Here is a 20302-nt window from a genome sequence, read left to right on the forward strand (position 1 = left end):
GCATAACGAGGCGCGGACCGCCCCTGCCCTTGGCCCCATGGTCAGCGCGGCCCGGCGTCCGGCGCGCGGCATTCGGGCGCGCCGTTGGCCTGGCGCAGGTAGGCGATGAGGTCGGCGCGCTCGCGCGCGTCGGCCACGCCGTCGTAAGTCATGCTGCTGCCCGGCACCACCTGCAGCGGCCGCGCCAGGAAGCGGTCCAGCGTCTTCTCGTCCCAAGTGAGGCGCGAGTCCTTCATGGCCTGCGAGTAGGCGAAGCCGGGCACGCTGCCCGCGCGCCGGCCCAGCAGGCCGCAGTGGCGCGGCCCCACGCGGTCCTGCGCCAGCGCGTGGCAGGCCAGGCAGCGGTTGTAGACCTGCGCGCCGCGTTGCGCGGACGGCGCATCGGCGCGCGCGGCGCCGAGCGCGGCCAGGGCGGCCAGGGCCAGCGGCCCGGCCAGCCCACCCCGCGCGCCGCTCATGACACGAAGGCCGAGGGCACCGCCACCTCGCCCAGCGCCTGGCGCAGCACGGCCCAGTGCATGGCCTCGTCGCCCAGGATGCTGGCGGCGGCCTTGGACAGGTCGCGGTTGCCGAACAGCGGCACGGCGCCCAGGTAGGCGCTCACGGCGCCCTGCTCCAGCCGCGCCGCGAAGCGCAGCACGTCGGCCTGCGACTTCAGCTGGTCCACCGGAAAGTTGTAGCTGGCCTTGGCCGCCACGGGCTTGCCACCCAGCTTCTCCACCGTCTTGGCCAGCACGTCGGCGTGTTCCTTGTGGTGGCCCTGGAAGCTCAGCGCCAGGTCGAGCACGGGCTTTTGCAGCAGCTTGCTCTCGGCGCCCAGCTGGTAGGCCGCGATGGCCTCGAGCTCGGCGCCCAGCGCGGTGTTGAGGATCTGCACGTCCTGCGCCGCGCTGCCGCCCGCTTGCGCGGCGAGCGCGTCGCGGCCGGCGAGCAGCGCGACGGCGGTGCCCGAGAGGATGAGGCCGGACTGGCCAAGGAAGCGGCGGCGCGCCGCGGCGGGGTGGGGCATCTGCAGGAAGGACATGGCTTTCTCCATCGGGGGCTGGGGTCACGATCGACCCTCTGCCCATTGGATGGAGCGGTTTTCCGCCCCGTTCCCGCGCGGCGCGGGACACAGCGCGCGGCCTTCAGCCCAAGCGCCTGAGCACGGTGGCCACGATGCGGTCGCAGCGCTCGCCGTCGAACGAGAAGGCGTCGGCGATGGCCATGTCCACGTCGCGCGAGAGCCCTTCGCGCAAGAGGCTGCGCGCGCGAAAGAAGCGCGTGCGCACCGTGGCCTCGGGAATGGCCAGCGCCTGCGCCACCTCCTCCACGCTCAGCTCTTCCACGCCGCGCAGCATGAACACGCTGCGAAAAGCCTCAGGCAACTGGTCGATGCGCGCCTCCATCATCCGGCGGATCTGCTCGCGCATGGCGATGCGGTCCGGCTGGCGGTCCACGTCGTCGCTCAGCCAGCGCTGCATGTCCGGCTCGATGGACGCCATCGCGGCGTCGAGCGGGATCACCGGCACCTCGCGCCGGCGCAGCCGCCCCAGCGCCTCGTTGATGACGATGCGCGCCAGCCAGGTCGACAGCCGGGCGTCGGCGCGAAAGCTACCTAGCGCGCGCCAGGCGCGCAGGTAGGCCTCCTGGAGCACGTCCTGCGCATCTTCATCGTTCTTCAGGATGCTGCGGGCCGTGCGAAAGAGCAGTCGGTTGTGGCGTCGCATGATGGTCTCGAACGCGGCTTCGTCGCCGCTGGCGGCGCGCGCCGCCAGCGCGTTGTCCGCAGCGTCCGCCAGGGGGTCATCGGCCGGCACGGTCGTGCCGCGGTGGGTGCTGTGCATGGGAACCTCCGCCCATTGGATGGCCGCGGCGCCGGCGCCGTTCCCGCCGCCCGGTCACACCACCTCGACCACCAGCGCCGGATCGAAGGCGGCGTTCTCGTTCACGCCGTCGCGGGCGTAGCCGCGCGGGTTGCACAGCACGCGCGTGCCATGCAGCGGGTAATCGAAGCTGTCGTGCGTGTGACCGTGGATCCACAGGCGCACGCGCCGGCCGTCCACCAGGCGCTCGGCGTCGGACACGAAGCAGGCGTTCAGGGCCGAACCCGCGAAGCGCGGGTGGATGCTGCGCGGCGAGGGCGCGTGGTGCGTGATGACCACGGTCGGCCCCGCGTGCGGCACCGACAGCGCCGCGTCCAGCCAGCGGGCCTGATCCGCGAAGAGATCGGCCGTGTCCCGCGGCGCCAGCGCCGCGTGCGCGGGCGGCGCGTCGCGGCGGATGCGGCTGAAGTCGCGCATGAAGCGCTGCGCCTCGGCCATGGCCTCGGCCTGGCCCGTCCCATCGCCCAGCAGCCGGAAGTCGGTCCACAGCGTGGTGCCCAGGAAGCGCACGCCCTGCAGGACCACTGCCGCGCCGTCCAGCAGGTGCACCGGCGTGCCCTCGCACAGCCGGCGCAGTTCGTCCTTCGCTTCGGGCAGGCTGGAGCCGTAGAACTCGTGGTTGCCCGGCACATAGAGCACCGGCTTGCCCAGGCCCAGGGCCCAGGCCACCGCCTCCCGAGGGCGAGCGATGTCGCCGGCCAGCACCACCGCGTCGGCCTCGGTGGGTGGCGCCGCCATGCCCTGGACGCCCAGGTGCAGATCCGACAGCACATGCAGCTTCATGCGATGGCCCTTTCGTCGCTGGCAGGCCGGCCGGCCCGGGCCGCAGTCTGGCGGAAAGAAAAAGCCCGCCGGAGGGCGGGCTTTCTGGTGGGCGCGGGGTGGGCGCGGTGGCGCGCTCAGATCTTGTACGCGTCCAGATCCTTGCCAGCGGCGAGCGCATCGCGCACCCACTGCGGCTTGCGGCCCGGGCCGCCGGCCCAGAGTTCGCCGTTGGGGCCACGGTACTTGGGCGCCGCGCCCGACTTGGACTTGGCCGCCTTGCGGCCGCCCGCGCTGGCGCCGCCCAGATCGGCCACGCTGATGCCGTACTGCTTCATCTTGGCCTTGATGTCGGCGATCACGTTGGACAGTTCGTCCTTGCGGGCCTGCTCGGCCTGCGCCATCAGCGATTGCGCCTGGGCCATCAGTTCGGAATACGTTGCCATACCGGTAATCCTTGTCGCTTTGTGAAATGAATCGGGGCATCGATGCGATGCGCCGTGAATTCTATTCGCTTTTCACAGGGAATCGACGAAGCCTTGCAGTTCGTTTGGCAATTCCGTTTGCAATTGCAAAGGAGATTGGCTTTGCGGATGGGTCAGGCGCAGGCGCCAGGCGTGCAGGAACATGCGTTTGAGGCCATGCCGCGCCAATTCCCGGTTGCGTTCGAAATCGCCGTATTTGTCGTCGCCGGCGATCGGGTGGCCGGCGCTGGCCAGGTGCACGCGGATCTGGTGCGTGCGTCCGGTCTTGATGGTGACCTCCAGCAGGCTCAGCGGCCCGCCCCCGCCGGGCGAGGATGCCCAGCGGCGCGCCACTTTGACGAGAGTGATCGCCCGCATGCCATCGGGATCGTCGGCCGAGGTCACGCGCACACGCCGCTCGCCGTCGGCCAGCAGGTACTTGTGCAGTGGCACGTCGATCACCTTGCGCGCCGCCGGCCAATCGCCCAGCACCAGCGCCAGATAGGTCTTGCCGGTTTCCCGTTCGCGAAACTGGTCCTGCAAGGCCTTCAGCACGCTCTTCTTTTTCGCAATGAGCAACAGCCCGCTGGTTTCGCGGTCCAGCCGATGCACCAATTCGAGCAGACGGGCGGTTGGCCGCGATTGCCGCAATTGCTCGATGACGCCAAAACTGACACCACTGCCACCGTGCACGGCAACCCCTGCCGGCTTGTGAATCGCGAGCAATCCCTCGTCTTCGTGCACCACCGGGAATTCGCGCGCGGGGGCCGGCCGTTCGGCCTTTTCCTCGACGCGCGCGGACAGTCGAATGGGCGGAATGCGCAACACGTCACCGGCGGCCACGCGCTCGTCGGCGCTGGCGCGCGCTTTGTTGCGGCGCACCTCGCCGGAACGGATGACCCGGTAGATGTGGGTCTTGGGCACGCCCTTGAGGTGGCGCATGAGGAAGTTGTCCAGCCGCTGGCCGTCGGACTCCTCGTCGACGGTGATATGGCGGACGGCAGGCGGGGTGTCTATCGGGGCTTTCATGTATCCACCACGGACGCGGGGGACGTGTCTATAATGCGCGACGCCCGTTGTGTGCTGTAAGTGTTTGATTTGCCTTGAGTTTAAGGCAGCGGACACCGCAGTGGCCGACCCGGATGCCGGGAGCCCGGCGGGCGAAGGTGGCCAGCCGCGGCACCCGGCCCTCGCGCCAGACCCCGATGCCGCTTCGTGCATCCCGGTCGGCCCCCGTGCCGGAGGACGCCGCGGTGGAATCCGCAGACCCACAGCGAACCGACAACGGAATACCCCAATCGCCCAGGCCCCGACAGCAACGGCCTGGACGAGGAGACGACCCAGCAGCCACCGAGGCCCGACGCTGTCACCGACAGCCGTCGACCCCTAGCGGCCCTGCCCTCGGCTCCACGCGCCCATGCCCGACCCGGCACCCTGTCGCAGCGCCCGAGCGCGCGCACCGTGCCCGGTCACGGCTCTCCGGCAATTCCTCCTACGTTCGTTGCGTGTGCGGCTTCCCGGCCTTGCGGGCGGCCCGGGCAGATCGGCCCGAGCGCCGCCGTGTGCCAACGAAGGGAAACGCACCATGAAACGCATGCTGATCAACGCCACGCAGGCCGAAGAGCGCCGGCTGGCGATCGTGGACGGGCAGAAACTGCTCGACTACGAAATCGAGATCGAGGGGCGCGAACAGCGCAAGGGCAACATCTACAAGGCCGTCGTCACGCGCGTCGAGCCCTCGCTGGAGGCCTGCTTCGTCGACTACGGCGAAGACCGCCACGGCTTCCTGCCGTTCAAGGAAATCGCCCGCCAGTTCTTCCAGGGCAACGTCTCGCCCTCGCAGGCGCGCATCCAGGACGTGATCAAGGAAGGCCAGGAGCTCATCGTCCAGGTCGAGAAAGAGGAGCGTGGCAACAAGGGCGCGGCCCTCACCACCTTCATCAGCCTGGCCGGCCGCTACGTGGTGCTGATGCCCAACAACCCGCGCGGCGGTGGCGTCTCGCGCCGCATCGAGGGCGATGAGCGCGCCGAACTCAAGGCCGCGCTCGACCAGCTCGAGTACCCCAATGGCATGAGCATCATCGCGCGCACGGCCGGCATCGGCCGCGACGCCGCCGAGCTGCAGTGGGACCTGAACTACCTGCTCAAGCTCTGGACCGCCATCGACGGCGCCGCCGGCGCCGGCAAGGGCGCCTTCCTGATCTACCAGGAATCGAGCCTGGTGATCCGCGCCATCCGCGACTACTTCAACAGCGACATCGGCGAGATCCTCATCGACACCGATGACATCTACGAGCAGGCGCACCAGTTCATGAGCCACGTGATGCCCGAGCACGGGCACCGCGTGAAGCGCTACCGCGACGACGCGCCGCTGTTCAGCCGCTTCCAGATCGAGCACCAGATCGAGACCGCCTACAGCCGCATCGTGCAGTTGCCCAGCGGCGGCGCCATCGTGATCGACCAGACCGAGGCCCTGGTGGCCGTGGACGTGAACTCGGCGCGCGCCATCAAGGGCGGTGACATCGAGGAAACCGCCACGCGCACCAACCTCGAAGCCGCCGATGAAGTGGCGCGCCAGGCCCGCCTGCGCGACCTCGGCGGCCTCATCGTCATCGACTTCATCGACATGGAGGAGAGCAAGAACCGGCGCGAGGTGGAAAACCGCCTGCGCGACGCGCTGCGCCAGGACCGCGCGCGCGTGCAGTTCGGCTCCATCAGCAAGTTCGGCCTGCTCGAAATGAGCCGCCAGCGCTTGAAGCCCATGCTCAGCGAAGGCGCTTCCATCCCCTGCCCGCGCTGCGGCGGCTCCGGCCACATCCGCGACACCGAGTCCTCGGCGCTGCAGATCCTGCGCGTCATCCAGGAAGAATCGCTCAAAGACAGCACGGCCGCCGTGCTTGTGCAAGTGCCGGTGGAGGTGGCGAGCTTCCTGCTCAACGAAAAGCGCACCGAGATCACCAAGATCGAACTCAAGCAGCGCATCAGCGTGCTGCTGGTGCCCAACAAGTCGCTCGACACGCCCAACTACAAGCTCGAGCGCCTCAAGCACGACGACCCGCGCCTGGACAACCTCGACTCCAGCTACAAGCTGGCCGAGGAAGTGGACGACGTGGCCAGCTTCACGCGCCGCAGCCAGGAACGCACCAACAAGCAGGAGCCGGTGATCAAGGGCGTGCTGCCCGACGCGCCGGCGCCCGTGGCCGTGCCCAAGCCGGCACCCGCCCCGGCGGCCCCGGTGGCCGTGGCCGCCCCCGTACCCGCTGCCGCGCCGGCCGAAAAGGGCTTCTTCGGCTGGCTCAAGGGCCTCTTCGGCGGCGCCCCCACCGCCACCCCCGCGCCCGCGCCGGCCGCCACCCCCGCCGCCAAGGACACCGGCAGGGGCGATGGCCGCCGCGACGCTGGCCGTGACGGCGGCCGGGGCCGTGGCAACCGCGGTGGCCGCGGTGGCGAAGGCCGTGAGGGCCGCGACAACCGCGAAGGCCGTGGCCAGCGCGACGGCCAGCCGCGCGAGGCGCAGGCGGCCGACGGCCAGCGCCCGAACGGTGGCCGCAACGGCGAGAACCGCCGGGGTGAGGGCCGCCAGGACAACCGCGGCGAAGGCCGCGCCGACAACCGCGAGGGCCGTGGCGAAGGCGCCCGCGGCCAGAACGAGCGCCGCGAGCGCCGGGGCGAGCGCCGCGACGCGCCTACCGCCGAGACCGCCGAACTGAACGCCACCGCCGTGCCGTCCACCGACACGGCCGACAACGCCGACGCGCAGAACCGCCGCGAGCCGCGCCGTGGCCGCGGGCGTGACGGCCGCGAGGGCCGCGAGGGCGAGCAGCAGCGCCGCCGCCCCGAGGGCCAGGACGTGCCGCGCGGTGGCGAGGAAGCCGCCGCCTCCGCAGAAGCCGTTGCCGCCAGCCCCGAGCAGGGCGACGACAACGCCCAGCGCGCGCCGCGCGAGCGCCGCACCCGCGACCGCTACGGCCGCGACCGCCGCGAACGCGGCCCGCGCGACGAAGCCGCCGCCGATGCGCCCGCCGAAGCCGGCGACACCGTGCCCATGGCCATGGAGGGCGAAGCCGCCGAGGACACGCCGCCGGTGCGCAGCTACTTCACCGTGCCCGCCGCCGCGCCCGTGGCCGCCCCGGTGAGCGCCCCCACCCCCGCGCCGGTGGCGCAGAGCGCCCCAAGCGCTGCCGCGCCGGTGGCTGCCGCGCCGGTCGCCGCCGCCCCCGCGCCGGTCCCGGCCGAGGCGCCGCGCGGCATGCCCAAGGTGCAGGCCTACCAACTCGGTGTGGACGAACTGCGCGCCGTGGCCGCCTCCAGCGGCCTGGAATGGGTCAACTCCGACGCCGAGAAGGTCGCCCAGGTGCAGGCCGCCATCGCCGCCGAGCCCGCGCCCATCCATGCGCCGCGCGAGCCCAAGCCGCCCGTGGTCGTGGACGAAGGCCCGCTGGTGCTGGTCGAGACCCGCAAGGACCTGCGCGACATGACGCTGCCCTTCGAGCAGCGCTGACCGGCCGGCGCGGCGCCACCGGCGCCGCGTGGAAGGCCCAAAACACAAAGGCCAGCGGGAACGCTGGCCTTTGTGTTTTGGGGGACGCCCCCGGGCCCGCCCCACGGCGGCGGCTTCAGTCGATCTGCGCGGCCTGCCGCCAGGCCTCTTGCGCGGCCTCGGTGTCGCCACGCTCCTCGGCCAGCCGCGCCAGCGAGCGCCAGGTGCGCCGGCGCAGCGTGGCGTCGCGCAGCCCACTGCGCGCCAGTCCCAGCAGTTGCGCGGCCTTGCCCCACAGCTGGCGGTGCAGGCAGGCCTGGCCCGCCAGGTACTGCAGGTGCGGGTTCTGCGGCCACTGGCGCTGCAGCAGCTCCAGGCGCGCCAGGCCGGCGGCGTCGAGTTGCGCCAGGTCCGGCTCCAGCGCGAGCGCGAGGCGGGCCTGGTGGCGTTCGTCGAGTGCGCCGAAATCCTCCCACAGGGGCGCCAGCCAGCCCCGCACGCGCGTGGCGACGTCCTCGCCGCGCATGTCCTCGCGGCTCTCGTCGGCGCCCTCGTTCTCCTCCCGCCGCGACAGCGCGTGCGCGCGGTCGGCCGCGGCCAGCGCCAGCTCGGGCATGGCGCGCTCGGCGGCATCCAGGCCATCCCACACCCGCTGCAGCTGGGTCAGGTCGTGCGCGCCGCGCAGCGCGTCCAGCGCCAGGCCCAGCAGCAGGCTGCGCGCGGCCTCGGGCGAGAAGGCGCGGTGCTTGGCCAGCAGGCGGGCGGTTTCCAGCGCCTCGCCAGTGGCATCGCCCAGGCGCGCCACGCGCAGCTTCAGGCGCAGGGCCTGCACGCGGCGCTGCGCACCCTGCGGCAGCTCGGCCAGGCGCGCGCGCGCGGCGCTGGCGTCGCGGTCTTCCACCGCCCAGCGGGTGGCGCGCAGCAAGGCGCCCTCCAGCACCTCGGGGGAGTGGCGCGCCATGGCGGGGTTCAGCGCGGACTGCAGGTGCTCGTCGCGCTGCGCGCGGTTCTGCAGCGAATGCGCGCTCTCGGCCGCCAGCAGGTGGGCCAGGGCGCGCAGCTGCTCCCGGCGCGGCCAGTCGGCGCTGGTGCTGCCGCCGAGGTGGTCGAGCGCGTTCTGCGCCGCCGACTGCGCGCGCACGAAGCGCCCCGCCAGCTGGTTGGACAGCGCGTCCAGCACCCAGCCCACCACCGCGCGTTCCATCTGTTGGCTGCGCCAGCGCCGCGCCTGCAGCGGCAGCTCGCGCAGCAGGGCCAGCGCGCGCAGCGCGGCGTACAGCAGTACGAAGCCCCCCACGAGCACGAACAGCACGAGGTTGAAGGACACGTCGAAGCGCCAGGGCGGCCAGAACAGCGTGACGGTGCCGCGGTTGTCGCCCATCAGCATGGCCAGGGCCACGGCCAGGGCCGCCAGGCCGAGCAGCCAGAACACACTGCGCATGGCGCCCCGCTGCCGCGCCCGCATCAGCGGCCTCCGGCGGCCGCGGCCAGCGCCGCGAGCGTGTCGTCGGGGCGCGGCAGGTCCTGCGCCACCAGGTCGCGGCGCAGGCGGCCCAGGCCGCCGAGCGCGCTGGCCACGGCCGGCGCGCTGGTGTCGAAGTAGTGCTGCAGCAGGCCTTCGACGGCCACCACGTCGGCGCGCGCGGCGCTCATCTGGCGCGCCAGCAGGGCCAGGCGCGCATTGAGCAGCTTGAGCTTGATGTTCTCGCGCAGGAAGAAGGCCTGCTCGGGTGCGAGCAGCGCGGCCTCGGGGTGGTCGATGCGGCTCACGTGCACGAGGTCGCGCGAGCCTTGCACGACCTGCCCGAAGGCCTCGCGCCACCAGCGGTTCCAGCGCTCGGCGAAGCGCTGCCAGGGCGAGGCGTCGGCGGCTGGGTCCGCGTCGGCGGCGGGGGCGTCGGGTGCCGCGGCGGGCGCGCCCGCCTCCGGCGCGGGCCGGCGCGGCTTGCGCGGCGCGGCGCGCTCCACGCCCACGGCGTTGAGCGTCGGCCAGCCGTCGACCTGGCGCACCAGTTCATCGATCTGCAAGGCCAGGTTGGGAATGTCGGCGAGCGCGGCGGCGCGGATGCGGTCGACGTCGCGCGCGATGGCGCGCTGCACCGGGTTCAGGCGCGGCTGAGCGGCGCGCTGGATGCGCTGGTCGGCCGCCTGCAGGGCGGACACCATCGGCTGCGCGCTGCCGGTGAGCTGGGCCTGCTGCAGCGCCAGGCGCAGCGAGGCTTCGAGGTCCTGGATGAGGTTGTCGTCGCGCGAGCGCGACAGCGAAAGCATCAGCTCCTCAAGCTGGCTGCGCTGCAGGCTGACCTCCGACAGGCGCACCTCGGCCACGCCCAGGCGCGCCTGCAGCTCCTGCACCTGTGCCTCGGCCTGCGAAGCGACGGTGCGGGCCTCCACCACCTGCAGCTCGGCGTCGTGCGCGCGCCGCGCGAGCTCGGCCTGTGTGAGGTTGAGGCGCTGCCACATCATGCCGGCCATGACCAGCGCGGCGGCGGCCACCAGCAGCGCCAGCAGGGTCAGGCCCACGCCCGCACGCCGCGGCGCGTCGGGCGCAGGACTGGTGGGGGAAGGGGCGCTGGGCGCGGGGGCCGCCACGGGCGCGGGATCGTTGTCGGGTGCGTTCATGGCGAGGCAGATGCCCAGGATTCTAGGCCGCGCCCCACGTCGGCCAATGTAGGACGGCACCGGATCACCCGGGTGAAACCCAGGGCCAGCGCCGCCTCGGCGATGCGCGGGTGCGTGGCCAGGGCGACCGCGCGCGCGCCGGCGGGCCAGTGGCCCTGCAGGGCCTGCACCGCCTCGCTGCTGCTGAACAGCCACACGGTGGCGGGGCCGCTGGCGGCGCGCAGGCGCTCGCGATCGGCCTCGCCGGGCGGCCGGCGCTCGCGCCGGTAGGCCACGCAGGCCTCGACCTCGGCACCGGCCGCGCGGCACTGTTCGATGAGCCAGTCGCGGCCCTGGCCCGACGGGTCGCCCTCGGCGGCGCCGCTGGTGCCGCGCACCACCAGCACGCGCCGGCCCGGCGCGAGTTGGGTGCGCACCACCGGCCACAGGTGCTCGGAGTCAAACTGCTCGGCCGCCGGCGGGGGCGTGTCGATGCGGTCCTCGCCCACGCCGAGCGGCCACAGCGCCTGCGCCAGCGCGCGCGCGGTGCCGGGGCCAGGCGCCCAGAAGCGCGTGTGTGCGTTCGGCGGCGCCACGGGCTCGGCGAAGAAGCGCTGCGCGGCGGCGCTGCTGACGAACATCAGCGCGTCCTGCTTCGGCCAGGCCGCGCGCCAGGTGCGCAAGCGCTCCAGCGCCGGGCCTTCGGGCGGCTCGGCAATTCGCAGCAGCGGCCAGGCCTCGGCGGGCCAGCCGCGCTCGCGCAGCGAAGCCACCCAGCGCCCGGCCTCGGGCTCGGGACGCGTGACGATCACCCGTTCGATGGCGTGCGCGGCAGCGGCGGCCAAGGCCTCAGGCCTCCCCGTGCGGGGCGTGCGCGCCGGCAGCGCGCAAGGCGGCGGCGACGCGCGCGCCCAGGGCCTCGGCCTCGTCCAGGCTGGCCACCGAGGCGGTGTCCTCGGCGCGCACCAGCGTGGCGGCGCCCTCGGGTTCGCCCCAGGCGGTGCGCAGCCACAGGCGCTCGCCCACCCATTCGGCGTGCGCGGCCAGCGGCATGGAGCAGCTGCCGCCCATGGCGCGCGAGACGGCGCGCTCGGCCGCCACGCGCAGCCAGGTGGCCTGGTGCGCCAACGGTCGCAGCGCTTCGATCAGGTCGGCGCGGTCGGCGCGCACCTCGATGCCGAGAGCGCCCTGCCCCGCCGCCGGCAGCGATTGCGTGGGTTCGAAGACGGCGCGGATGCGATCGCCCAGGCCCAGGCGCTTGAGCCCGGCGGCGGCGAGCACGATGCCTTGGTACTGGCCCTCATCGAGCTTGCGCAGGCGCGTGTCGAGGTTGCCGCGCAGGGGCTCGATGCGCACGTCGGCGCGGCCCAGCGTGGCCAGCGCCTCGCGCAGCAGAACGACGCGGCGCAGGCTGGAGGTGCCCACCACCGCGCCCTGGGGCAGATCGGCCAGGCCCGCCGCGTGCGGCGACACCCAGGCGTCGCGCGGGTCCTCGCGCTCCATCACGCAGGCCAGCGCGAAGCCCTCGGGCAGCTCCATGGGCACGTCCTTGAGCGAGTGCACGGCGATGTCGGCGCGGCCGTCGGCGAGCGCGTGCTCCAGCTCTTTCACGAACAGGCCCTTGCCGCCCACCTTGGACAGCGTGCGGTCGAGGATCTGATCGCCCAGGGTGGTCATGCCCAGCAGCGTGACCGCGTGGCCGCGCGCTTCGAGCAGGGACTGCACGTGCCGGGCCTGCCACAGGGCGAGGCGGCTTTCGCGCGTGGCGATGGTGATGGCCGGGGGCGAAGACATGGGCAAACTCGAAGGACTGACACCCGGCTGACGGAGCGCGGAACACGGGGGAATTCGGTACCCGTTTCGGAACCGGAACAGGGCGCGGGCGATGCTAGCATGCCCCCTCCCCCACCTTTGGTAAGCCTTCCGTCAAGGCCCCTCCCGCCATGAGCCGATCCACCGCGGGCGCCGCCCGACGCGACAAGGACCAACCCCTGATCCTCGACATCCGCCTGCTCGGCCGCATCCTGGGCGACGTGATCCGCGAGCAGGAGGGCAAGGACGCCTTCGAACTCATCGAGCGCATCCGCCAGCTCTCGGTGGCTTTCCGCCGCGACGACGACCGCTCGGCCGACAAGGCGCTGAAGAAGCTGCTCAAGTCGCTCAGCGCCGACCAGACGGTGAGCGTGATCCGCGCCTTCACCTACTTCAGCCACCTCGCCAACCTGGCCGAGGACCGCCACCACATCCGCCGCCGCACCGTGCACGAACGCGCGGGCGAACGCTCGCAGACCGGCAGCCTGGCGTTCGCGCTGGGGCGCCTGCGCGAGGCCGGCGTCGCGCCCGCCCAGGTGGCGCGCACGCTGGCCGGCGCCCACCTCTCACCGGTGCTCACCGCCCACCCCACCGAGGTGCAGCGCAAGAGCATCCTGGACGCCGAGCGCGCCATCGCGCGGCTGCTGGCGGCGCGCGACGAGGCCACGCCGCGCGAGCAGGCGGTCATCGACGCGCAACTGCGCGCGCGCGTCACCCAGCTCTGGCAGACGCGGCTGCTGCGCTTCACCAAGCTCAGCGTGGCCGACGAAATCGAGAACGCGCTCAGCTACTACGAGAGCACCTTCCTGCCCGAGATCCCGCGCCTGTATGCCGAACTGGAGGCCGGCCTGGGCCGACCCGTGGCGCCCTTCCTGCGCATGGGCCAGTGGATCGGCGGCGACCGCGACGGCAACCCCAACGTCACCGCCGACACGCTGGAGCTGGCGCTGCGGCGCCAGGCGGAGGTGGCCCTGCGCCACCACCTCACCCAGGTGCACCTGCTGGGCGGCGAGCTGTCCATGTCCGGCATGCTGGTGGGCGCCAGCGAGGCCATGCAGGCCCTGGCCGCGCGCTCGCCCGACACCAACGCGCACCGCCAGGACGAGCCCTACCGCCGCGCGCTCACCGGCATCTACGCGCGGCTGGCGGCCACGCTCACCGCGCTCACCGGCGGCGAGGCCGCGCGCCACGCCGTGGCGCCGCAGGACCCGTACGCCAGCGCGGCCGGCTTCCTGGCCGACCTGCGCACCATCGAGGCCTCGCTGCGCGCCCACCACGGCGAAGCCCTGGTGGACATGCGCCTGAGCGGCCTGATCCGCGCGGTGGAGGTGTTCGGCTTTCACCTCGCCACCATCGACCTGCGGCAAAGCTCCGACCAGCACGAGCTCGCCGTGGCCGAGCTGCTGGCCGCCGCGCGCCTGGCGCCCGGCTACGGCGCGCTCGACGAAGCCGCCAAGCGCGCCGTGCTGCTGCGCGCGCTCGACGACGTGCGCCCGCTGCGCGTGCCCGGCACCGCCTACAGCGAGCACACGCGCAGCGAACTCGCCATCTTCGAGGCGGCGCGGCGCGGCCGCGAGCGCTTCGGCCCGCAGGCCATCCGCCACGCCATCATCAGCCACACCGAAACCGTGAGCGACCTGCTCGAAGTGCTGGTGCTGCAGAAAGAGGCCGGGCTGCTGCACGGCACGCTGAACGACGGCGCGCTGGCGGACCTGATCGTGGTGCCGCTGTTCGAAACGATCGAAGACCTGCGCAACGCCGCGCCCATCCTGCGCGACTACTACGCCCTGCCCGGCGTGCGGGCCATGGTGCAGCGTGGCGCGGCCGACGGCTACGGCGAGCAGGACGTGATGCTGGGCTACTCGGACAGCAACAAGGACGGCGGCATCTTCACCAGCAACTGGTCGCTCTACCAGGCCGAGACGGCCCTGGTGGCGCTGTTCGACGAGCTCAATGCGGGAAAGAAGAAGCCCATCAACCTGCGGATGTTCCATGGCCGCGGCGGCACCGTGGGACGCGGCGGCGGGCCGAGCTACCAGGCCATCCTGGCGCAGCCACCGGGCACCGTGCGCGGCCAGATCCGCCTGACCGAACAGGGCGAGGTGATCGGCGCCAAGTACGCCAACCCCGAGATCGGCCGGCGCAACCTGGAAACCCTGGTGGCTGCCACGCTGGAGGCCACGCTGCTGCAACCCACGCGCGACGCCTCGCCCGCGTTCCTGAAAGCGGCCGAGGCGCTGTCGCAAGCCAGCATGTCGGCCTACCGCGCGCTGGTCTACGAGACGCCGCGCTTCGCCGACTACTTCTTCAGCGCCACGCCGATCCGCGAGATCGCCGAGCTCAACATCGGCTCGCGCCCCGCCAGCCGCAAGGCCACGGGCCGCATCGAGGACCTGCGCGCCATTCCCTGGGGCTTCAGCTGGGGCCAGTGCCGGCTCACGCTGCCGGGCTGGTACGGCTTCGGCTCGGCGGTGCAGGCCTTCGTCGCCGCGGACCCGAAGAACGCCGCGCTGCTCAAGCGCATGCACCGCGACTGGCCTTTCTTCAACACCCTGCTGTCCAACATGGACATGGTGCTGGCCAAGAGCGACCTGGCGCTCGCCTCGCTGTATGCCGAGCTGGTGGAGGACAAGGCCCTGCGGCGGCGCGTGTTCATGGCCATCGAGGCCGAGTGGCAGCGCACGGCACAGGCGCTGGCGCTCATCACCGGCGAGCGCGAGCGCCTCGCGGGCAACGTCGCGCTGCGCCGCTCCATCGAGCACCGCTTCCCCTACATCGACCCGCTGCACCACTTGCAGGTCGAGCTGATCCGCCGGCACCGGGCCGGCACGCTGAATGCCGACGACGAGGGCCGGGCCAAGCGCGGCATCCACATCGCCATCAACGGCATCGCGGCGGGACTGCGCAACACCGGCTGAGCCGACCCCGGTGACAGCGCGGCCAATACCCCCACTTTTACAATGTCAAGCGTGAACCCCCTGCTCAACGCCGACCTGCACTGCCATTCCACCGTCTCGGATGGCACGCTGGCGCCCGAGGCCCTGGCCGCACGCGCCAAGGCCAATGGGGTCGAGCTCTGGGCCCTCACCGACCACGACGAACTCGGCGGCCAGCAGCGCGCCCTGGCCGCCGCCCGCGCCCAGGGCCTGCCCTACCTCACCGGCGTGGAAATCTCCGTCACCTTCGCCGGCATCACCGTGCACATCGTCGGCCTGGGCATGGACCCGGACGACCAGGCCCTGCTCGACGGCCTGCGCGCCACGCGCGGCGGGCGCGAGCAGCGGGCCCGCGAAATGGCCGATGGGCTGGCCCAGGTCGGCATCCCGGACGCCTTCGATGGCGCGCTGCGCTACGTCGGCAACCCGGACCTGATCTCGCGCTCGCACTTCGCGCGCCACCTGGTGGACACCGGCGTCTGCAAGGACATCCCCGAGGTCTTCCGCCGCTACCTCAGCGAGGGCAAGCCCGGCTTCGTGCCGCACCGCTGGGCCGCGCTGGGCGACGCCGTGGGCTGGATCACCGGCGCCGGCGGCATCGCCATCGTCGCCCACCCGGGCCGCTACAAGTTCACCCCCACCGAGGAATACGCCCTGTTCACCGAGTTCAAGCAGCACGGGGGCCGGGCGGTGGAGGTGGTCACCGGCGCCCACAGCCAGGCCGAGTACGCCAAGTACGCCGGCTTCTGCGCCGAGTTCGGCCTGGCCGCCTCGCGCGGCAGCGACTTCCACAGTCCCGACGAGAGCCACACCGACCTCGGGCAGCTGCCGGACCTACCCGGCAGCGTGACCCCCGTGTGGACCCTGCTGGAAGAGCGGGTGCGTTGATGGGCGCTGCCGCGCCCCGGCCCGGTCAGGCCCTGGCCGGCATCGGCTTCCTGGTGGCCGCGACGGCCTGCTTCGCGGTGCTCGACACCACCGTCAAGGTGGTGGGCGCGGTGGTCTCGGTGCTGCTGGCGCTGTGGTTCCGCTACACCTTCCACGCGGTGGCGGTCACGGCCGTCATGCTGCCGCTGCGCGGGCGCGCGCTGCTGCGCACCGAGCACCCCCGCTACCAGGCGCTGCGCGGCGCGCTGCTGCTGTCGGTGAGCCTGGTGTCCTTCGTCGCCGTGCAGTACATGCCAGTGGGCGAGTTCACCGCCATCGTCATGGTCACGCCGCTGGCGGTGACGCTGCTGGCCGCGCTGTTCCTGGGCGAGCGCGTGGCCCCGCTGCGCTGGCTGCTGGTGGCGGGCGGCTTCGCGGGGGCGCTGATGGTGGTGCGCCCGGGCGGCGGAGTGCTGGGCTGGGCCGCGCTGATCCCGCTGGGGATGGTCTTCCTCTATGCCTGGTTCCAGATCCTCACCGCCAAGATGGCGCGCACCGAGGACCCGATGACCATGCACTTCTACACCGGCTGGGTCGGCGCCCTGATCGCCAGCCTGGCGCTGCCCCTGGTGTGGCAGGCCGTGCCGGACGCGCGCGCGCTCGCGCTGCTCTGCCTCATCGGGCTCATGGGCACGGTCGGGCACTTCCTGCTCATCCTGGCCTTCCAACGCGCGCCGGCCTCCACCATCTCGCCCTTCCTCTACACCCAGATCGGCTTCGCGATGTTCTGCGGCTGGCTGGTGTACGGCCACGTGCCCGGCGCGCTCGAACTCGCCGGCATCGGCCTGATCGTGCTGTGCGGCGCGAGCGCGAGCTGGCTCACCGCGCGCGAGCAGCGCCTGCCGGTGGAGCCGCCGGAGGCCTGAGCGCGCCCGCACCATGACAGCCCTTACCGCGTCCGCCCCCGCCGCCCGCGCCCTCGCGGGCATCGCCCTGCTGATCGCGGCCACGGCCTGTTTCGCGGTGCTCGACACCACCGTCAAACTGGTGGGCGCCGTGGTCTCGGTGCTGCTGGTCATCTGGTTCCGCTACCTGTTCCACGCGGTGGCCATGACGGCCTGGCTGCTGCCGCGCCGGGGCCGCAGCGCGCTGCGCACCGCCCACCCGCGCTTCCAGCTGTTGCGCGGCGCGCTGCTGCTTTCGCTCAGCCTCATGGGCTTCGTGGCGCTGCAGCGCATGCCGGTGGGCGAGTTCACGGCCATCCTCATGTTCACGCCACTGGCCGTGACGCTGATGGGCGCCACCGTGCTGCGCGAGCGCGTCTCGGCCGGGCAGTGGCTGCTGGTGGCCGGCGGCTTCGCGGGCGTGCTGCTGGTGGTGCGCCCCGGTGGCGGCGACATCGGCTGGGCCAGCGCCCTGCCGCTGGCCATGGTGCTGCTCAGCGCCTGGTTCCAGATCCTCACCGCCCGAATGGCGCGCACCGAGGATCCCATGACCATGCACTTCTACACCGGCTGGGTCGGCGCCCTGGTCACCAGCGCCCTGCTGCCCCTGGTGTGGCAGGCCATCCCCGACGGGCGCACCCTGGGCCTGCTCGTGCTGGTGGGCATCGCAGGCACCGTCGGCCACCTGCTGCTCATCATGGCCTACCAGCGCGCCCCGGCCTCCACGCTCTCGCCCTACCTGTACTCGCAGATCGCCTTCGCCATGGCCTTCGGCTGGCTGGTGTTCGGCCACGTGCCCGGGGCGGTCGAACTCGCCGGCACGGCGCTCATCGTGCTGTGCGGCGCGCTCAGCGGCTGGCGCACCGCGCGCGGCCACCTGCCGATCCGCCCGCCGGAGGACTGACCCATGTCCCAGCTCTTCAGCGTCCACCCCGACAACCCGCAGCCGCGCCTGCTCAAGCAGGCCGCCGCCGTGCTGCAGCGCGGCGGCGTGATCGCCGTGCCCACCGACTCCAGCTACGCCCTGGCCTGCCACCTGGACGACAAGGCCGCGGCCGACCGGCTGCGCCGCATCCGCCAGGTGGACGACAAGCACCACCTCACCCTGTTGTGCCGCGACCTGAGCGAGCTCGCCAGCTACGCCAAGGTGGACAACCGCCAGTACCGCCTGCTCAAGCTCGCCACGCCCGGGCCCTACACCTTCATCCTCGAAGCCAGCAAGGAGGTGCCGCGCCGCGTCAGCCACCCCTCGCGCAAGACCATCGGCCTGCGCGTGCCCGAGCACCGCGCGCTGCGCGAGCTGCTGGAGCAGCACGGCGCGGCCCTGCTGGCCACCACGCTCATCCTGCCCGGTGAGTCGCACCCGCTGAACGACCCCGAGACCATCCGCGACCGCCTGCAACACGAGGTGGACGCGGTGATCGACGCCGGCGCCTGCGCACTGGAGCCCACCACCGTGCTCGACCTGGTGCCCATGGGCACCGGCGGCGAACCCGAGGTGGTGCGCCAGGGCCAGGGCTCGCTGGCCCCGCTGGGGCTCTGACGCCCCGGCGCCCGCGTCTGGGACAATCCGCCCATGGATATCGCCCTCATCGTCCAGACGGTCACGCTCTACGCCATCCCGGTGCTGTTCGCCATCACCCTGCACGAGGCGGCGCACGGCTACGTGGCGCACCACTACGGCGACCCCACGGCCTGGCAGCTCGGCCGCGTCACGCTCAATCCGATGAAGCACATCGATCCCTTGGGCACCATCCTCATGCCGCTGCTGCTGTACTTCGCCACGGCCGGCAACTTCCTGTTCGGCTACGCCAAGCCGGTGCCGGTCAACTTCGGGCGGTTGCGCAACCCCAAGCGCGACATGGTCTGGGTGGCCCTCGCCGGCCCGGCCTCCAACCTGCTGCAGGCCGCGCTGTGGCTGCTGCTGCTCTACGTGCTGCAGTCCATCGGTGTCAGCGAGCGCTTCTGGCTCGCCATGTGCCGCGCCGGCTTCGTCGTCAACCTGGTGATGTTCGCCTTCAACCTCTTCCCGCTGCCGCCGCTGGACGGCGGGCGCATCCTCACCGGCCTGCTGCCCTGGAAGCAGGCCGCCGCCTTCTCGCGCATCGAGCCCTACGGCTTCTTCATCGTGCTGGCGCTGGTGGTCACGGGCATCGTGGGCAACCTCTGGCTGCGCCCGCTCATGAACATCACCGGCAGCGCCATCGAATGGCTGCTCACCCCGATCCGTCTGCTCCTGCTCTGATATGAATCCCGTTCGCGTCCTCACCGGCATCACCACGTCCGGCACGCCCCACCTGGGCAACTACGTCGGCGCCATCCGGCCCACCGTGCGCGCCAGCCGCCTGCCCGGCGTCGAGAGCTTCTACTTCCTGGCCGACTACCACGCACTCATCAAGACCAGCGGCGACCCGGCCCGCGTGCAGCGCTCCACGCTGGAGATCGCCGCCACCTGGCTGGCCTGCGGGCTCGACCCCGAGAAGGTGACCTTCTACCGCCAGTCCGACATCCCCGAGATCCCCGAACTCACCTGGATGCTCACCTGCGTGACCGGCAAGGGCCTGCTCAACCGGGCCCACGCCTACAAGGCCGCGCTGGACAAGAACGCCGCGGCCGGCGCCGAGCCCGACGACGGCGTGACCGCCGGCCTGTTCATGTACCCGGTGCTGATGGCGGCCGACATCCTGATGTTCAACGCCCACCAGGTGCCCGTGGGGCGCGACCAGGTCCAGCACCTGGAGATGGCGCGCGACATCGCCTCCAGCTTCAACCACCTCTATGGCGAGCACTTCACGCTGCCCGAAGTGGTCATCGAGGAACAGGTGGCCACCCTGCCCGGCCTGGACGGGCGCAAGATGAGCAAGAGCTACGACAACACCATTCCGCTGTTCGTGCCGCGCGAACAGCTGAAGAAGCTCATCATGGGCATCGTCACCGACTCGCGCGCGCCGGGCGAGCCCAAGTCCACCGAGGGCTCGGCCCTGTACCAGCTCTACCAGGCCTTCGCCAGCGCCGAGGAGACCGCCGCCCTCGCCAAGGCCTATGCCGAGGGCATCGCCTGGGGCGAGGCCAAGCAGCTGCTGTTCGAGCGCCTGGACCGCGAGATCGCGCCCCTGCGCGAGGTCTACGACGACCTGATCCAGGACCCCTCGCGCATCGAGAAAACCCTGAAGATGGGCGCGGCCAAGGCGCGCGCCACCGCCACCCCCTTCACGCAACGCCTGCGCCACGCCGTCGGCCTGCGTCCGCTGGACGCCCAGGCCGACAGGGCCGGGGCTTCGGCCAAGGCCGCCAAGGCGGCCCTGCCGGTCTTCAAGCAGTACCGCGAGAAGGACGGCCTCTTCTATTTCAAGCTCGCCGACGCCAAAGGCGAGCTGCTGCTGCAAAGCCAGGGCTTCGCCGCCCCGCGCGAGGCCGCCCAGGCCATGGCCCGGCTGCAGGCCGAGGGAAAGGCCGCGCTCGATGCCTTGGCGCCCCATTTGATTACGCCCAATGATGTGGAGCGCGTCACGTCCGCGCTGCTGCAGTTGCGCGAATCGGCCACCTGAATTGGTTCACAATCGGCCCCCAG

Annotated in this window: 18 protein-coding genes; 8 read left to right on the forward strand and 10 right to left on the reverse strand. The window is 72.3% G+C overall.

Going from position 1 to position 20302, the window contains the following annotated elements:
* Positions 1–41: 41 nt before the first annotated feature.
* The 6 genes from DY262_RS07020 to DY262_RS07045 form a co-directional block, all read right to left on the reverse strand.
* Positions 42–458, reverse strand: a complete 417-nt coding sequence (locus DY262_RS07020; protein ID WP_116958235.1) for a c-type cytochrome — start codon at positions 456–458, stop codon at positions 42–44.
* Positions 455–1024: a ferritin-like domain-containing protein gene (locus DY262_RS07025; protein ID WP_116958236.1), complete on the reverse strand. Its 570-nt coding sequence runs from the start codon at positions 1022–1024 to the stop codon at positions 455–457. The genes DY262_RS07020 and DY262_RS07025 overlap by 4 nt, the downstream gene beginning before the upstream one ends.
* Positions 1025–1127: 103 nt before the next feature.
* Entirely contained in the window at positions 1128–1826 is a 699-nt protein-coding gene (locus tag DY262_RS07030; RefSeq protein WP_116958237.1) for an RNA polymerase sigma factor, read from the reverse strand.
* Between the two features lie 54 nt (positions 1827–1880).
* Positions 1881–2648, reverse strand: a complete 768-nt coding sequence (locus DY262_RS07035; RefSeq protein ID WP_116958238.1) for a metallophosphoesterase — start codon at positions 2646–2648, stop codon at positions 1881–1883.
* A gap of 116 nt (positions 2649–2764) precedes the next feature.
* Complete coding sequence (locus DY262_RS07040; protein ID WP_070399010.1) at positions 2765–3073, reverse strand: H-NS histone family protein; 309 nt, start codon at positions 3071–3073, stop codon at positions 2765–2767.
* 72 nt (positions 3074–3145) lie between these two features.
* Complete coding sequence (locus tag DY262_RS07045) at positions 3146–4120, reverse strand: RluA family pseudouridine synthase (RefSeq protein WP_181936439.1); 975 nt, start codon at positions 4118–4120, stop codon at positions 3146–3148.
* 556 nt (positions 4121–4676) lie between these two features.
* Here DY262_RS07045 and DY262_RS07050 point away from each other — a divergent pair.
* Positions 4677–7592 (forward strand): Rne/Rng family ribonuclease, encoded by a 2916-nt coding sequence (locus DY262_RS07050; protein ID WP_116958240.1) that lies wholly within the window; start codon positions 4677–4679, stop codon positions 7590–7592.
* A 115-nt stretch (positions 7593–7707) separates the two neighbouring features.
* On the opposite strand, the gene DY262_RS07055 is transcribed toward DY262_RS07050, so the two are convergent.
* The 4 genes from DY262_RS07055 to hemC are packed head-to-tail and all read right to left on the reverse strand — an operon-like array spanning position 7708 to position 11966.
* Positions 7708–9012: a heme biosynthesis protein HemY gene (locus tag DY262_RS07055; protein WP_116958525.1), complete on the reverse strand. Its 1305-nt coding sequence runs from the start codon at positions 9010–9012 to the stop codon at positions 7708–7710.
* Positions 9013–9035: 23 nt separating this feature from the next.
* On the reverse strand, positions 9036–10193 hold the full coding sequence (locus tag DY262_RS07060) for a uroporphyrinogen-III C-methyltransferase (RefSeq protein WP_116958241.1): 1158 nt from the start codon (positions 10191–10193) through the stop codon (positions 9036–9038).
* Positions 10190–11017 carry a uroporphyrinogen-III synthase gene (locus tag DY262_RS07065; RefSeq protein WP_245980865.1) on the reverse strand — a complete coding sequence of 276 codons (828 nt, stop codon included), beginning with the start codon at positions 11015–11017 and terminating at the stop codon, positions 10190–10192. Before DY262_RS07065 ends, DY262_RS07060 begins: the two co-directional genes overlap by 4 nt.
* Before the next feature lie 4 nt (positions 11018–11021).
* A complete protein-coding gene (gene hemC / locus DY262_RS07070; RefSeq protein WP_116958242.1) occupies positions 11022–11966 on the reverse strand; it encodes a hydroxymethylbilane synthase in 945 nt (314 codons plus the stop codon).
* 149 nt (positions 11967–12115) lie between these two features.
* Here hemC and ppc point away from each other — a divergent pair, with 149 nt between their 5' ends.
* From ppc to DY262_RS07105, 7 genes are read left to right on the forward strand one after another with little or no spacing between them, the layout of a single operon-like run.
* Positions 12116–14902 carry a phosphoenolpyruvate carboxylase gene (gene ppc / locus DY262_RS07075; RefSeq protein ID WP_116958243.1) on the forward strand — a complete coding sequence of 929 codons (2787 nt, stop codon included), beginning with the start codon at positions 12116–12118 and terminating at the stop codon, positions 14900–14902.
* Positions 14903–14944: 42 nt separating this feature from the next.
* Positions 14945–15808 (forward strand): 3',5'-nucleoside bisphosphate phosphatase, encoded by an 864-nt coding sequence (locus DY262_RS07080; RefSeq protein WP_116958244.1) that lies wholly within the window; start codon positions 14945–14947, stop codon positions 15806–15808.
* Positions 15808–16713, forward strand: a complete 906-nt coding sequence (locus DY262_RS07085) for a DMT family transporter (protein WP_116958245.1) — start codon at positions 15808–15810, stop codon at positions 16711–16713. The genes DY262_RS07080 and DY262_RS07085 overlap by 1 nt, the downstream gene beginning before the upstream one ends.
* Positions 16714–16726: 13 nt before the next feature.
* Positions 16727–17635, forward strand: a complete 909-nt coding sequence (locus DY262_RS07090) for a DMT family transporter (RefSeq protein ID WP_116958246.1) — start codon at positions 16727–16729, stop codon at positions 17633–17635.
* Positions 17636–17638: 3 nt separating this feature from the next.
* Entirely contained in the window at positions 17639–18274 is a 636-nt protein-coding gene (locus DY262_RS07095) for an L-threonylcarbamoyladenylate synthase (RefSeq protein ID WP_116958247.1), read from the forward strand.
* 33 nt (positions 18275–18307) lie between these two features.
* On the forward strand, positions 18308–18976 hold the full coding sequence (locus DY262_RS07100; protein WP_116958248.1) for a site-2 protease family protein: 669 nt from the start codon (positions 18308–18310) through the stop codon (positions 18974–18976).
* Position 18977: 1 nt separating this feature from the next.
* Positions 18978–20279, forward strand: coding sequence for a tryptophan--tRNA ligase (locus DY262_RS07105; RefSeq protein WP_116958249.1), 1302 nt, complete (start codon positions 18978–18980; stop codon positions 20277–20279).
* Positions 20280–20302 lie beyond the last annotated feature (23 nt).

It is taken from the genome of Hydrogenophaga borbori (assembly GCF_003417535.1).
In the GTDB taxonomy this organism is placed as follows: Bacteria; Pseudomonadota; Gammaproteobacteria; order Burkholderiales; family Burkholderiaceae_C; genus Hydrogenophaga; species Hydrogenophaga borbori.